At 64.6% G+C, this 14518-nt stretch carries 13 protein-coding genes and 1 pseudogene; 5 read left to right on the top strand and 9 right to left on the bottom strand.

Features of this window, described 5'->3' with window-relative positions:
- The first annotated feature begins 115 nt into the window (after nucleotides 1-115).
- Nucleotides 116-2437 carry a GumC family protein gene (locus ACFFJ6_RS21305; RefSeq protein ID WP_378391588.1) on the top strand — a complete coding sequence of 774 codons (2322 nt, stop codon included), beginning with the start codon at nucleotides 116-118 and terminating at the stop codon, nucleotides 2435-2437.
- Nucleotides 2438-2519: 82 nt separating this feature from the next.
- Here ACFFJ6_RS21305 and ACFFJ6_RS21300 read toward each other — a convergent pair whose 3' ends face one another.
- Nucleotides 2520-3755 (bottom strand): GNAT family N-acetyltransferase, encoded by a 1236-nt coding sequence (locus ACFFJ6_RS21300; protein ID WP_378391586.1) that lies wholly within the window; start codon nucleotides 3753-3755, stop codon nucleotides 2520-2522.
- Between the two features lie 130 nt (nucleotides 3756-3885).
- Here ACFFJ6_RS21300 and ACFFJ6_RS21295 point away from each other — a divergent pair, with 130 nt between their 5' ends.
- Nucleotides 3886-4929, top strand: coding sequence for a polysaccharide deacetylase family protein (locus ACFFJ6_RS21295; protein ID WP_378391584.1), 1044 nt, complete (start codon nucleotides 3886-3888; stop codon nucleotides 4927-4929).
- Here ACFFJ6_RS21295 and ACFFJ6_RS21290 read toward each other — a convergent pair.
- Complete coding sequence (locus ACFFJ6_RS21290; RefSeq protein WP_378391582.1) at nucleotides 4923-5132, bottom strand: DUF2842 domain-containing protein; 210 nt, start codon at nucleotides 5130-5132, stop codon at nucleotides 4923-4925. The genes ACFFJ6_RS21295 and ACFFJ6_RS21290 overlap by 7 nt on opposite strands.
- A 110-nt stretch (nucleotides 5133-5242) precedes the next feature.
- Between ACFFJ6_RS21290 and ACFFJ6_RS21285 the strand changes: the two genes are divergently transcribed.
- Nucleotides 5243-6343 carry a COX15/CtaA family protein gene (locus tag ACFFJ6_RS21285; protein ID WP_378391579.1) on the top strand — a complete coding sequence of 367 codons (1101 nt, stop codon included), beginning with the start codon at nucleotides 5243-5245 and terminating at the stop codon, nucleotides 6341-6343.
- Nucleotides 6344-6365: 22 nt separating this feature from the next.
- Here ACFFJ6_RS21285 and ACFFJ6_RS21280 read toward each other — a convergent pair whose 3' ends face one another.
- From ACFFJ6_RS21280 to ACFFJ6_RS21270, 3 genes and pseudogenes are all read right to left on the bottom strand, one after another.
- Nucleotides 6366-6869, bottom strand: coding sequence for a TetR/AcrR family transcriptional regulator (locus ACFFJ6_RS21280; protein WP_378392284.1), 504 nt, complete (start codon nucleotides 6867-6869; stop codon nucleotides 6366-6368).
- A 6-nt stretch (nucleotides 6870-6875) separates the two neighbouring features.
- Nucleotides 6876-7040 (bottom strand): annotated as a pseudogene (locus ACFFJ6_RS21275) (TetR/AcrR family transcriptional regulator); the annotation flags it as partial.
- Nucleotides 7037-8776 (bottom strand): thiamine pyrophosphate-binding protein, encoded by a 1740-nt coding sequence (locus tag ACFFJ6_RS21270; protein ID WP_378391577.1) that lies wholly within the window; start codon nucleotides 8774-8776, stop codon nucleotides 7037-7039. The gene ACFFJ6_RS21270 and the pseudogene ACFFJ6_RS21275, both read right to left, overlap by 4 nt.
- An 82-nt stretch (nucleotides 8777-8858) precedes the next feature.
- Between ACFFJ6_RS21270 and budC the strand changes: the two genes are divergently transcribed.
- Both budC and ACFFJ6_RS21260 read left to right on the top strand, forming a co-directional pair.
- Complete coding sequence (budC, locus tag ACFFJ6_RS21265) at nucleotides 8859-9668, top strand: meso-2,3-butanediol dehydrogenase (protein ID WP_378391575.1); 810 nt, start codon at nucleotides 8859-8861, stop codon at nucleotides 9666-9668.
- Nucleotides 9665-10744 carry a zinc-binding dehydrogenase gene (locus ACFFJ6_RS21260; protein WP_378391573.1) on the top strand — a complete coding sequence of 360 codons (1080 nt, stop codon included), beginning with the start codon at nucleotides 9665-9667 and terminating at the stop codon, nucleotides 10742-10744. The genes budC and ACFFJ6_RS21260 overlap by 4 nt, the downstream gene beginning before the upstream one ends.
- Nucleotides 10745-10935: 191 nt before the next feature.
- On the opposite strand, the gene ACFFJ6_RS21255 is transcribed toward ACFFJ6_RS21260, so the two are convergent.
- The 4 genes from ACFFJ6_RS21255 to ACFFJ6_RS21240 form a co-directional block, all read right to left on the bottom strand.
- On the bottom strand, nucleotides 10936-11508 hold the full coding sequence (locus ACFFJ6_RS21255; RefSeq protein WP_378391571.1) for a TMEM175 family protein: 573 nt from the start codon (nucleotides 11506-11508) through the stop codon (nucleotides 10936-10938).
- 26 nt (nucleotides 11509-11534) lie between these two features.
- Entirely contained in the window at nucleotides 11535-12815 is a 1281-nt protein-coding gene (locus ACFFJ6_RS21250) for an O-acetylhomoserine aminocarboxypropyltransferase (RefSeq protein WP_378391569.1), read from the bottom strand.
- A gap of 90 nt (nucleotides 12816-12905) precedes the next feature.
- Nucleotides 12906-13490, bottom strand: a complete 585-nt coding sequence (locus ACFFJ6_RS21245; protein ID WP_378391567.1) for a CoA-binding protein — start codon at nucleotides 13488-13490, stop codon at nucleotides 12906-12908.
- Nucleotides 13491-13622: 132 nt separating this feature from the next.
- Complete coding sequence (locus ACFFJ6_RS21240; protein WP_378391564.1) at nucleotides 13623-14450, bottom strand: enoyl-CoA hydratase; 828 nt, start codon at nucleotides 14448-14450, stop codon at nucleotides 13623-13625.
- Nucleotides 14451-14518: the final 68 nt, after the last annotated feature.

Below are 14518 nucleotides of genomic sequence, written 5' to 3'. Positions count from 1 at the left end.
ACTCGTTTTCTGCGCTCCGGGAGTGGGATTTTAACCGCCCGGCAACCTTAATCGAATGTAATCGCAGCATCACGAGGCCGATGGTCGAGTCAGTCGCGTCAAGTAGGAGTGTGCAATGCGTTTCGCGTTCTGGCGTCGAACGAAAGACAAGTCGGCCGTTCGTGACGACGCTTTAGTGGCCACATCGGTGACAGCGCCGCGGTCCAGGGCGGAACGCATCAAGGCGGCCGTCCGCGAACCGCTGTTCAGCCGCTCCACTCCGCATGAGCCGATCATCAAGCGTTCTCCGGAGCCAGCCGCGGCCATCGCCGCTCCGACGAATGGCGACATCGATCTCCGGCTGATCGGGCGTGCACTCGCCCGCAAGAAGCACCTGATTATCGCGCCCACGCTGCTGGCGCTGGTGCTGTCGCTCGCCGTCGTCAACCTGATCACGCCGCGCTACAAGTCAGAAGCCCGCATCCTGATCGACGGTCGCGAAAACATCTTCCTGCGCCCCAACGGCGAGCGGGAAGAGCAGCGCAATGCGCTGGATCCCGAAGCTGTCACCAGCCAGGTGCAACTGCTGCTGTCGCGCGAACTTGCGATGGAAGTCATCAAGAAGAACAAGCTCGCCGAGCGCCCGGAATTCGACCCCGTGCTGCAGGGGATCAATCCGCTGAAGACGCTGCTGGCCCTGATCGGGATTGGACGCGATCCGTTCTCGATGACACCGGAAGAGCGTGTGCTTGACGCTTACTACGAACGGCTGACCGCCTATGCGGTGGACAAGTCGCGGGTGATCGTGGTCGAATTCCAGTCCCGCGATCCGGAACTCGCCGCGCGTGTCGCCAATTCGATCGCCGACGGTTACTTGGTGCTGCAGCAAAATGCGCGGCAGACGCAGGCCCGCTCGGCCGGTCAATGGCTATCCGGCGAGATCGAGTCGCTGCGTAAAAAGGTCGCCGATGCCGAATCCAAGGCCGAGGATTTTCGATCGAAGTCCAGCCTGTTCGTCGGCACGAACAACACCACGCTGTCGAACCAGCAGCTCGGCGAGCTGAATACCCAGCTCGGCAACGCGCGCGCGTTGAAGTCCGACGCCGAATCGAAAGCCAAGATGATCAAGGAGATGCTCCAGGGCGGCCGACCGATCGAGGCCTCGGACGTCCTGAACTCCGATGTGATCCGCCGGCTGTCCGAGCAGCGCGTGATGCTGCGCACCCAGCTCGCCGAGCAGTCGTCGACGTTGCTCGACAACCATCCGCGGATCAAGGAATTGAAGGCCCAGCTTGCCGATCTCGATCGCCAGTTGCGCGACGAAGCGATGAAGCTGTCGCGCTCCTTCGAGAACGACGCGCGGATCGCCAGCGACCGGGTCGATAGTCTCACCGCCAGCCTCGATCAGTTGAAGAAGCAGGCATCGTCGACCAACGGCCAGGATGTGCAGCTCCGCGCGCTCGAGCGGGAGGCCAAGGCTCAGCGCGATCTGCTGGAAACCTATCTGGCGAAATATCGCGAAGCGACCACCCGCGAAACTATCGATCAGGCCCCTGCCGACGGCCGCATCATTTCCCGCGCCATCGTGTCGAACACGCCGGCCTATCCGAAGAAGCTGCCGATCGTGCTGATCGCGACGCTCGCCACGCTGGTGGTGAGCGCCGGCACGATCGCAACCGGCGAATTGCTGCGGATGACACAGCCGCGGACCCTCGCGGAACGTGCTCCCGCCATTGAGCCGGAGTTCGTCCCGGCGAGGTCGGCTGCAGTGGTTGCCCCATCAGCCCCAATAACTCAGCCTGCGGCCGCACCCGTTGCCGCTCAGCACGAGAGTCCCGCCGACCACCAGGCTTCGACCGCAGACGTTGAAACACTTGCGCAGCGGCTGCGCGGTGCGGGCGGGGCGGCCCACAAGATCACTGTGCTTGGCACCGGGCTGACCGACAACGTCACCGCAACGGCCCTGTCTCTCGCGCGGCGGCTCGCGCAGGGCGCCAAGGTGGTGCTGATCGACCTGTCGGAATCGTCGGCAATGTTGCAGTCGGCGTCCGCCGATCCTGCAGCGCCGGGCCTCGCTGAGTTGATGCAGGGAGAGGCTTCGTTCGGCCAGGTGATCACGCGCGACCGCAGCAGCGCATTGCACTTGGTGACGGCCGGTCGACCAGGCTTCGATCGTACGCTCCTGCAATCGCCGCGACTGGTCCTGGCGTTGAACGCGTTGCTGCGGGTGTATGACCACGTGCTGCTCGATGCGGGCACGGCGGCTGATCTTCCCGCCGAATTGCTGACCGCCCAGGCGCAGGCCGTGGTCGTGCCGGCGCCGACCATGACGACGGACGCACGCGTCCGGATGGCCGAACAGCTCAAGGCGGTCGGCTTCTCGGAAGTCACAATGGTCGCCGCGGCTCCGCGGCCGGACGATGCGACATCGCCCGGCGAGCACACCGCCGCGGCGTGATGTCGGCTCTCGCCGATCGAATGACTTGAACTCGTGATGCCCGGCCTCGTGCCGGGCATTGTGTTATGTACAAGAGGCGAGATTAGTTCGATGCGGCTTCGCCGCTCGAGCGGCCACTCTCGAACCGCAGGGCGCCGCGCAGTTTCTGCGCCGTCTGCTTCAGGGCAGGGCTCTGCTTGACCATGCGCTTGGCGCGCGCGATCGCGGCCAGCGCAGGCGCCGCGATCCGGCCGCGCTGCGACAGTGGCACGTAGCTGTCGACGATCGGCTCCCAGTCCTTGCAGAACATCTTCTTGTAGTCGTCCGAACCGATGCCGAGGTCGATCCGGCGATAGCCCTGCTCTGCATAGTGATCGATGATCGAGCGCATCAGGATCAGGCCGGGGCTGTAGCGCGCCGCATCCGACAGCGTGTAGGTGTTGAACATCATCGAGTAGCGTTCGCCATCCGCGACGCCGGCGAACATCGCGATCATCTCGTCGTCGCTCTGGAGCGCGTGAATGTCGATTGCGCGACCGCCTGCTGCGAGCCGGGTGAGGCAAGCCTGCTGGACGAATTGTTCGACGCCCGGATCGGCGAACACGTTGGGCAGCTTCTGCGCCGCCATGCGGATCGGCTTGATTTTGAAGAATGCGGCGAGCAGGCGCTCGATGTCGTCATCGCTCGTTGCGTGCGCATAGCGATAGCCGGGAAGCGCCTGCAGCTTCTTTTCTTTGGACTTGAGGCGACGGCGGAACGAGTTGCTGATCCGTTCGGTCGGCGGCGTACCGGGGTCGAGCCGTAGCACCGGACAGTCGTTGACCGAGGGCTGATGCGGCAGCAGCGCCAACGGGTTGGCGATATCACGCCAGCACACGGGCTGCTGGCGCAGCGCCAGCACGTCGGCGCCGCACTGCGCGCGCAGGCCTGCGAGCAGGACCGCGATCTCGCTTGCGTCGGCGGTCTTTGCTACCTCTCGGTGCCATAGCGGCATGTTGAAGGTGGGATGCTTGCCGCCGAGAAAGCTGGCGATGCGGATGCCGGCTCGGCGCTCGAGGCCGAGCGGCAGCAGCAGCAGCGGCCGACGTTCAGCATCGCTCGCAATCACGATGAAAGGTTCGACCCCTTCGGCGGCGCCGACATGGCGTTGCCATGCGTTGAGAAAATCGAACCGCTGATAGGGCGTCGAAAAGTGTTCCGGCTGCTCCAGCACGCGCCAGATCGGCTCGGCTGAGGCCATGTCGCGGACGACGTCGACAGAGGCGATGCGGCCGGGCAGCACCGACGTTGCGACCTCGTCCGTGGATCGGCCTTTGCTCAGCACGGCCGTCGTCGCCATCGGCGAGCTTCCCTTAGTTAATTCTTTGTAGCTTTCAGAACCCGCGGACCTTTACAAATAAAGATCAACAAACCGTAATGGGCTGAGATGAAACGGGGCAGGAGGGCGCCGTGAGACCGGGGGACGAACCTTGTCGGCAGATGGCTTGTGGGCGGCGACAAGGCTCGAACTCGCCTATTTCAGCGGGCTCGCACGCCTCGCGCAGGCAGGCGGCCGAGGCTGCGGTGTCGTCCTGCGGTTCGAACGGGTGCGGCCGACCCGCAAGGCAAAGTTCCAGCCGCTCCGCAGCCGTGAGATCACGCCGCAATTTCTCGACCGGCTGCTGCGCGCGCTGCGCCGCTGGAATTGCGACGTTGTTTCCCCGGACGAGGTCCTCACGCGTCTCGCCCAGCCGCGACCGGGACGGTTCGTCTGCCTGACCTTCGACGGCGGCTCGCGGGATCTGATCACTTACGGTCATCCGGTGCTGGCACGGCACAGCGCGCCGTTTGCGGTGTATCTGCCGACGGCGTTTCCGGACGGACTGGGCGAAGCCTGGTGGATGGCGCTCGAGCAGGTGATCGCGGATCATGATCGCGTCGGGCTGGTGATCGATCACGCCGAGCGCCATTTCGACACCGCGACGGTCGACGACAAGTATCGGGTGTTCCGTTTTCTCGGAAGCTGGCTGCGTTCCTTGCCGCCGCAGGATCTCGCGTCCGCGGTTCATGACCTGTGCGCGCGCTACGGCGTCGATGTCGTTCGGCTGACGCGTGAAGCGGTGATGAGCTGGGAAGAACTGGCGCGGCTGGCGTCCGATCCCAAGGCGACGATTGGCAGCGCGACGGTGAACTATCCGCGGCTTGCCAATGTCGGCGATGCGGTCGCGCAACGCGAGATCGCGATGGGCGGTGCCGTGCTGCGCGCCGCGCTCGGCCGCGACGCCGTGCATTTTGCGTATCCTTATGGAGAGCCGGGCAGCTTCACGGCTCGCGACGTGCGGATCGTCGGACAGGCCGGCTATGTCAGTGCCGTCAGCGCAATTCCGGGCGTCATCGGCCCCGGCACGACACCGATGCCGCAGATGCTGCCGCGGATCGCCTGGGACGGCCGGCGCTGTTCATTACGGGCGCTGCGTGTGCTGCTATCGGGTTTGATGCCGGATGCCGCCGCGCGGCTCGGGCGGCGTTATTGAGGATCGGGCCGCGACATCCAGGTGACGACCGGCATCGCCGGCAGGACCCAGCCCAGCCCCGCAACCACGTAATAGACCACTTGCAGCCATTTCGAATCCGCGATCACCGGTGCCTGCGCGATCGCCATCGCGGTCAGCGACCACACGATCGCGATCAGCAGCAACGCGATGGTTCCGATCAGTTTTCGGGTTCGGATGTTCATGGCGGTCGTTTTCGTCCAGGTCACACGCGCTTGATGCGGCCTCCGGGCGCTTTGCGCGCCGAAGCGTCCGGGACTATAAGGAGCGCCAAAATCCGTTCAAGGTATGCTTTATGACCGCAGCAGCGGCACCTCGTCCGTCCCGTGTTCGCGCCGTCCGGATCTGGCTGACTCTGGTGGCCGCGCTGATCGCCGTGATGGTGCTCGTCGGCGGCGCGACGCGGCTCACCGAGTCCGGGCTGTCGATCGTCGAATGGAAGCCGATCACCGGCACGTTGCCGCCGCTCACCGATGCGCAATGGCACGCCGCGTTCGACGGCTACAAGCAGATCCCGCAATATCGCGAGCTCAACGCCGGCATGACGCTCGGCGAGTTCAAAACCATCTTCTGGTGGGAGTGGAGCCACCGGCTGCTGGGCCGTGTCATCGGCATTGCCTATCTGCTGCCCTTCCTGTGGTTCCTTTGGCGTGGTGCGATCGGGCCGGAATGGAAGCGGGCGTTGTGGGGAATTTTTGCCCTCGGCGCGCTGCAGGGCGCGGTCGGCTGGTGGATGGTGGCGTCCGGGCTATCGCAGCGGACCGAAGTGTCGCAAGTGCGGCTCGCCACCCACCTGTCGCTGGCGCTGATCATTTACGCCGCGATCGTCTGGACTTTGCGCCGGCTGTCGGGCCGGAGACGCGCCGCCGCGCCGGCGCGTCTCAAGGCGACCGCGGTGGCGCTGCTCGGACTGACATTCGTGCAGCTTTATGCAGGCGCCCTGGTCGCCGGCCTCCGCGCAGGCCGGCTCTATAACACCTGGCCCACGATCGATGGCGTGCTGATCCCGGATGCCGCGCGACTGTGGTTCGAGACGCCGTGGTGGAAGAACCTGTTCGACAATCACCTCACCGTGCAGTTCGATCACCGCATGCTGGCCTATGCGTTGTGGACACTGGCGGCGCTGCATATGATCGACGCGCTGCGGACGGGAGCAGGGGCCGCAGCTCGCGGGGCGGTGCTGCTGTTCCTGGCGCTGACCGCTCAGGCCGCGCTCGGCATTTTCACCGTGCTGTATGCCGCGCCGATCGACCTCGCTCTGGCGCATCAGGCAATGGCGTTGGTGGTGCTGACGCTGGCGGTGCTGCAGGCTGAGCGGCTGACCGCGACTCGTGAGAGTCGAGCCACGCTGGATCGCCGAGCAGACCAAATTGCAGTCTCCACCACGCCGGTCTGAACAGGGGTGCTCGCGAGGGCGGCTACGACTTCGAGCTCTTTTTCGTCGGCTTCTTGGGCTTAGCGGGCTGATGCGATGGCGCAAGCTCGGCGATGATCCGATCGCGCAGCCTTATGCCGGCGACTCCCAGCAGCAGCAGGCGGGTGGCGAGATACATCTGTTGCGCGAATTGCTTTATGCTCCAGTTCTCCGCCAGCCAGCCCTCCGTGGTCGCAGCGATCGCGCGCAGCAGGACCGCGGTAAATGCCTCGTCATTCACGACGCGCTCGAGTTCGCCGGCATCGATGGCCCCACGCACCATCGCGCACCACAATTGCTGCCCCTCGGCGACCATCATCCCGCGTAGTTCGGCGGCGTGCTCGCCCTGCATCGCTGCGTAGAGGCCCCGATAAAATGCGGGTTCAGCGCAGTAATGCTTCACCACCAGATCGATCGCCGCCTCAAGCCGGGCAAGCGGCGATCCCGGAGCGCGGGTCGCGAGGCGGGCCTCGAACGCGGCGAACTCGTCGCGCACGACGAGCCGCAACAAGTCCGCCTTTGATCCGATCAGATTGTAGGGCGTCGCGGGGCTGACTCCCGCGCGCTTGGCGAGTTGAACCATCGAAAACCCGGCGCCGCCGGATTCGCGGATCAGCGCGTGCGCGGCAGCAACCAGCACGCGCCGCCGGGTTTCGAGGGTGCTCGCCGATAGCGTCATTTCATGTCTGCCGGGATATTCTCGTAATAGGGAATCAACACGTCTTTGCTGCCTTCCTTAACCTGGCCAAGCATCGCCACCGTAACGGGATGGACCACGTCGGCATCCGTCATCACCTCGATAAACGCCGGGCCGCCACTGCCGAAGGCCCGCTCCAGCGCTGGCGCGAGGTCGGCAAACCGGGTCACACGCTCCGCATGGCAGCCGAACGCGCCAGCGATGTCGGCAAAATGCGTTCCGCCAAGCTTCGAGATCACATGATAGTTGTTGCCGAACATGATTTGCTGCCCGTGGATCGACATTCCCCAGACTTCATTGTTGAGAACCACGGTGACGATCGGCAAGCGATGGCGCACCATCGTGTCGAGTTCCTGCAAGTGGAATCCCAGCGCCCCATCGCCGGTCAGGTGGATCACCCGGCGTTCCGGCGAAGCGAGCTGCGCGCCGATCGCGAAACCCGGCCCGATTCCCAGGCAGCCCAGATAACCGTGACTGAGCACCGCTCCCGGTCGATCGACGACCGCTGCCGCAGCGCCCCAAGACGCCGCTTCCCCGCCATCGAACACATAGGTCGCACCCGGCCCAGCCGCTTCAGCCACCGCACAGGCCGCGTGGTACGGATGGATGCCTCGCGCGGTCTCCAGTTCGGGGAACATGGTTGCGAAAACCCCGGTCGCCGAAACAGCCTGCGTACGCCAAGCCTCCATCTCCTGGAATCGGTCGCCTTGCAAAGCGGCGTCGAGCGCGCGCGCCGCCTCGGCGCAGTCCGCCAGGATTGCCAGATCGACATCACGGATTCGGCCAATCTCCGCCGCATCGCCATGGATCTGCACCAAGGTTGCACGGTGCGGCACGATTGCGCCCGAACGCCCGCCAAGAAGTAGACCGAGCTTGCCGCCTAACAGGATGACCAGATCTGGCTGATCGATTCCCAGCATCGGCAGCAAGGCCAGATTGCCCGCAGCGCCACCGTTGCAAGGGTGGTCCGGCGGCAGGATCCCAGCCGCCAACGACTTGGTGAAGACCGGCAGTGGCACCCTGGCACACAGCGCCCACAGCGCGGCTGCAGTCTCGCGATTAGCTGAGCCATTGCCTGCGATGAGCACAGGGCGCTTTGCCGCCCGTAGGAGTGCCGCCATGCGCGCGATTTCGTCCGGCGCGGGCGCGGGGCGCGGATTGACGCTGGCGCCGGCTGGAGGAGTGGCGCGCTCAGCAGCGACGCTCATGTGCAGCACGTCGATCGGCACTTCGAGCAGCACAGCGCCCCGCGGCAACGTCATCGCCTTGCGGATGGCCATCGCGGTCAGATCGGCGATGCGTTCTGTGCTGGGGATCGAGAACGCCCATTTCACCGCCGGCCGGGCCATCGCAACCTGATCGATCCCGCCCTGGAGCGGGTTGGTTTCGACCTCGCGCAGCGGCGGGGCGCCGACGATGAACAGCACCGGTGAGCCATCGAGCTGCGCATTTGTCATCGCCGAGAGCGCGTTGGTGAAGCCTGGCCCGGCCGTGACGATGCACACCCCCAGCTTTCCGGTCGCACGCGCATACGCATCGGCGGCATGGCCGGCCGACGATTCGTGACGGAAATCGATCAATGCGATTTCTTCCTCGATGCAGCCTTTCAGTAGCGCTTCGAGATGTCCGCCGTGCAACGCAAACGCCTGGCTTACACCGGCGGCTTTCAGTGTCTTTGCCAGCAATTGTCCGCCGACCAGGCGATCGTGTTCAGCCATCATAGTCCTCCCTGTTGCAGCGTCTGCGGCGCTGTTATTATAGTGCGCTATAAGTATAAGCATCGAACTGGGAGGACAAGGGATGAATGAGCGCACGCGCTTTGGTGGCAGAGTCGCGGTCATCACAGGTGGAGCGTCGGGGATCGGCGCGGCAACCGCACGATTGCTTCACGCCGAAGGTGCGAGTCTGGTGATCGGCGATCTCGACGCGGACGCGGGCAGTGCTTTGGTCGCTGAACTCGGAGTCGAACGCACACGGTTCATCGCCACCGATGTATCCGATTTCGACGCGGTCAAAGCGCTGATCGACGGCGCTGTGGCGGCCTTCGGGCGGATCGATGTGCTGGTCAACAACGCCGGGATTGGCAGCCTGTCATCGATCGCTGCACTGCCGGTGCAGGAATGGAGGAAGGTCCTCGCGATCAATCTCGACGGGGTATTTTTCGGGTGCAAGGCCGTGCTGCCGGTGATGGTGGCGCAGGGGGCCGGGGCAATCGTCAACACCGCCTCGGCCTCGGGCATGGCCGGTGATTTCGGTTTCGCGGCGTACAATGCCGCCAAGGCCGGCGTCATCAATCTGACCCGTACTGCAGCAATTGATCATGCCCGCGATGGGGTGAGGGTCAATGCGGTCTGCCCTGGTCCGGTCGACACGCCGATCCTCGCCGGGATTCAAGGCATTCCGGGACTCCGCTCCGACTGGGAAGATCGGGTGCCACTGGGCCGGTTCGCAAGTGCGGCGGAGATCGCGCAGGTCATCGTCTTTCTCGCCTCCGATGCCGCGTCCTACGTCACCGGAGTCTCAGTGCCCGTCGATGGCGGACTGACCGCGCATACCGGACAACCCAATCTACCCCGTGTCATGGCCGCCTTGGCGGGAGAGGCACAATGAAGGCTGTCGTCAGGCGCGCCGGCCGGTTGGTCGATACGGACATTGCCGAAGTAACGCCAGGCGAGGGCCAGGTGTTGGTGAAGACGCTGGTGTGCGGGATCTGCGGATCGGACCTTCACGCGCTCCATCACCTCGACCACATGATTGCGCTCACCCGCCGCGCGGGCGGACGAGGCAACCTCGACTCCACTCAGGACGTGGTGTTCGGCCATGAATTCTGCGCCGAAGTCCTCGATTACGGGCCTGGTTGCAAAAAGACGCTGTCTCCAGGCTCCAAGGTGGTTTCCGTACCGGCCGCATTCGGCCCCGCGGGAAGCGAGCTTGTCGGTTACTCGAACCGCTTCCCGGGCGGTTTTGCCGAAAGGATGGTGCTCCAAGAGGCCCTGTTGCTCGAGGTGCCGAATGGGCTCGATGAAGCCCGCGCCGCACTCACCGAGCCGATGGCCGTTGGAGCTCATGCCGTTGCGAGTGCACCGCTGACACCGCGCAGCGTGGCGCTTGTGATCGGCTGCGGCCCGGTGGGCCTGTCGGTGATCGCCGCGCTCAAGGCGCGGGGGATCGGCCCGGTGATCGCCAGCGATTTCTCGCCACACCGCCGTGCCGCCGCCGTGGCGCTCGGCGCCGACGAAGTGATCGATCCCCGCGAGCATTCGCCGCATGACCGCTGGGAGTCTCTTGATGTTCCTGCAACACTGGCGAGTTTTGGCGCAGCTACTCTGCAGGGTCGCACCGTCCGCGATGCCGTCGTGTTCGAATGCGTCGGCGTGCCGGGCATGCTGCAGCAACTGATCGAGAAATCACCGCCCACGGCGACGATCATCGTAGTGGGCGTCTGTATGGAAAGCGATACGATCGAGCCATCGCTGGCGATCAACAAACAGCTCTCCTTGCGCTTCGTGTTCGGCTACAGCCCCGGTGAATTCGCCGCCACGCTGCACGCGATCGCCGAGGGATACTGCGACGTCGCGCCGCTCATCTCCGGGACTGTCGGCCGCGGGGGCGTGGCTGATGCCTTTTCGGCGCTTTCGAACGCCGATGAATGCATCAAACTACTCGTCAACCCGGGACTGCCTTAGCTCCGGCTTTTTCCTCCTCGGCATGCAGATCCAGTCTGCAATGAATGGGTCTGCATCGCCTGTCGTTTGATAACCGCGGCGGCCAAACCATTGTCGCCCCCGATCCTCTGACGAAGGTCGGCATGCCCAGATGAGGACTTCGCAGCCGTTCGGCGAGCCTTAAAAGTTGCCCTGTCGCGCTGCTCGGGCAGCTAACGCCGCCTCTCGATCCATGCGCTGATTGCGGGCGACAGAAACGCCAGCGGCCAGATGAATTTCGGCCAATGCGGGTCGATCAGGCATCCCACGAAGGCGGCGCTCATTACCACGAGCGCGGAGGCCGGCGTGATCAACGTCAGCCAGTCGCGCTTGCGTGCGACAGCGATCGCCCACAGCACCGTGTTGAACAGCGAAATCATAAGCAGATTGAAGCTGTAGAGCGTGGTGATGTTGGGCGAGTCGTAGTTGTTGCCGTACAGGCCGCAGGTCACCGGGAGCACGATGATCGACAGCAGAAAGAACAGGTTCACCAGCACTTCGATGCGACCTGCGTCGGTCGCATAAGTCAGCCTGCGCTGGTGACTGTACCAGAACATTCCGGCGACGATGAAGCTGAGCAGCAGCGTCGACAGGAAGGCACCGTAGAGGTGCCAGATCTCATGCCACTGCGGATCGGCGCTGGCGAATTTCTCACGCGGGGCCTGATAGGCCAGCAGCGTCATCGCCACACCGAAGATGGTGTTGCTGAGCTGCTCGAGCCGCCGCGATTCGAAATGGCCGATCATCGCCGATCCCCCGCGACGCCGCGGCGTCAGCCGCCCAGCGCCTCGTCGAGATCGGCGATCAGGTCTTCCTTGTCCTCGATGCCGATCGAGACGCGGACCATGTCGGGCGCAGCGCCGGCTGCGGTCTTCTGCGCATCGTCGAGCTGGCTGTGCGTGGTCGAGGCCGGGTGAATGATCAGCGAGCGCGTGTCGCCGACATTGGCCAGATGCGAGAACAGCTTGAGGTTGGAGACCAGATCGACGCCGGCCTGATAGCCGCCCTTGAGGCTGAAGGTGAACACCGCGCCGGCGCCCTTCGGCGCATATTTGCGGGCGAGGGCGTTGTACTTGCTCGACGCCAGGCCCGAGTAATTCACCGCCGACACTGCCTTGTGGGTCGACAGGAATTCGGCGATCGCCTTGGCGTTCTCGCAATGCTTCTGCATCCGCAGGGGCAGCGTCTCGATGCCGGTCAGTAGCAGGAAGGCGTTGAATGGCGACAGCGCCGGACCGAGGTCGCGCAGGCCGAGCACGCGGCAGGCGATCGCGAAGGCGAAGTTGCCGAACGTCTCCTGGATTTTCAGGCCGTGATATTCGGGGCGCGGTTCGCTCAGCATCGGATACTTGCCGTCCTTCGACCAGTCGAAGGTGCCGGCGTCGACGATGATGCCGCCGAGCGAGTTGCCGTGGCCGCCGAGAAACTTGGTCAGCGAGTGCACGACGATGTCGGCGCCGTGGTCGATCGGGCGGATCAGATAGGGCGTCGCCAGCGTGTTGTCGACGATCAGCGGCACGTGGGCGTTGCGCGCCACTTCGGCGATCGCCTCGATGTCGGTGATGCTGCCGGCCGGATTCGCGATCGACTCGATGAAGATCGCCTTGGTCTTCGGGCTGACGGCGCGCTGGAAGCTCGGCAAATCGTCCGGATCGGCCCACACCACGTTCCAGCCGAAGCTCTTGAAGGCGTGGGTGAACTGATTGATCGAGCCGCCATAGAGTTTTCGCGCGGCGATAAATTCATCGCCGGGCTGCAACAGTTGCTGCAGCGCGACGAGCTGCGCCGCATGACCCGACGCGGTCGCGAGCGCGGCGGTGCCGCCTTCGAGCGCCGCGACGCGCTCTTCGAGCACCGCCGTCGTCGGATTGGTGATGCGGGTGTAGATATTGCCGAACGCCTGAAGGCCGAACAGCGAGGCGGCGTGGTCGGCATCGTTGAAGACGAAGGACGTGGTCTGGTAGATCGGCGTCGCCCGCGCCCCGGTGGTGGGATCCGGCTGCGCGCCTGCGTGAATCGCAAGCGTGGCAAATCCCGGGCTGCGTTCGGTCATGGTCGATCCTCCGTCGATTGGGCTGATGGTTTCCCGCTATCTGAGCGCAACCCGGCGGAAGGTCAAGCAAGGTCGATGGCGATTGCTTCCTTAGTTGCTCTCGCCGCGTTCGCGCACGGCGCGATCCGACGCGACGGTATCGGCTCCCGCGAGGCTGGTGCGATCGAGCGACAGGCGCATGCCCTTGACCGGAGCGGGGGCACGCTTGGAGCTGAGCGTCCGCGAATTGACACCCATCCACGAGATCTCAGAAGACAGCCGGCCGTATTCGATCTTCGGGCAGCGGTTCATCACGACCTTGAGCCCCGCGGCTTCGGCAAGCGCCGCGGCCTCGTCGTTGCGAACACCGAGCTGCATCCAGATCACTTTCGGCTGCGGCACCAGCGCAAGCGCGTCCTCGACGATCGGCATCACATGCGCGGAGGCGCGGAAGATATCGACCATGTCGACCGGACGCTCGATGTCGCGCAAGCTGGCCACGAACGGCTTGCCGAGCAGTGACTTGCCGACCTGGCCAGGGTTGATCGGAATCATGTCGTAGCCGCGCTCCGCGAGATATTTGAACGCGAAGTAACTCGGCCGTACATTTTGCGGCGACGCCCCGACCATCGCGATCGTCTTCACGCCGTTGAGGATCTGGCGGATGTAGTTGTCGGGGTAGCTGTCGTGATTCATCTGCTCAACATATCCGAGGTCCTCATGGTGAGGAGGCGCCGAAGGCGCCGTCTCGAACCATGAGTTTTGGGTCTATCATCCTTCGAGACGCGGCCTGCGGCCGCTCCTCAGGATGAGGCTCGTGCTGGTTGCTCACTTGTCCTTCCACTCCGGCTCGCGCTTTTCGAGAAACGCGCAGATGCCTTCCTCCGCATCCTGGGCCATCATGTTGTCGGTCATGACCTGCGAGGCGTAGTGGTAGGCGTCGGTGAGGCTCAATTCGGCCTGCTTGTAGAACGCTTCCTTGCCGACCTTGATGGTGTGTGACGACTTGCGGGCAATTCTCTGCGCGAGCGCGATCGCCGCGTCGCGTTCGGTGCCGTGCGGCACCACGTTGTTGATGAGGCCGATCGCACGCGCCTCGGCGGCGGGGACCGGCTCGCCGGTCAGCAGCATGTGCATCGCCTGCTTGCGCGGCACGTTGCGCGACAGCGCCACCATCGGGGTCGAGCAGAACAGGCCGATATCGACGCCCGGCGTCGCAAAGCCGGCCTGCTCCGAAGCGATCGCGAGATCGCAGCTCGCGACCAGCTGACAACCGGCCGCGGTCGCGATGCCTTGCACCGCCGCGATTACCGGCTTCGGCAGCAGCACGATCGCCTGCATCATCGCGCTGCAGGCGGTCATCGTCCGGCTGAAGCTGGCGCGGCCGCGATCGGCATCGTTGCGATGCGCGGTCAGCTCCTTGAGATCGTGGCCGGCGCAGAATGCCGGGCCGTTGGCGGCGATGACGACGGCGCGGACGCCATCGTCTCGCGCGATCAGATCCAGAGCGGCGTGCAGATCGGCGATCAGTTCGAGCGACAGGCTGTTGCGGGCGGCGGGCCGATTCAGCGTCAGCACCGCGACACCACCGTCGATCGTTTCGCGCAGCAGGATCGGCGACGGGGCGGTCGCCGCGATGACGGGCAGGGCTGTCATGAAATCATCCGAAGGGGAATCCAGCGCTGGGAACGAGCGTCACCTTATTGTAACAAACCCGTCGAAGC

Source organism: Rhodopseudomonas telluris (genome assembly GCF_042432815.1).
In the GTDB taxonomy this organism is placed as follows: Bacteria; Pseudomonadota; Alphaproteobacteria; order Rhizobiales; family Xanthobacteraceae; genus Rhodopseudomonas; species Rhodopseudomonas telluris.
This window is presented reverse-complemented; position numbering and strand designations above follow the sequence as displayed.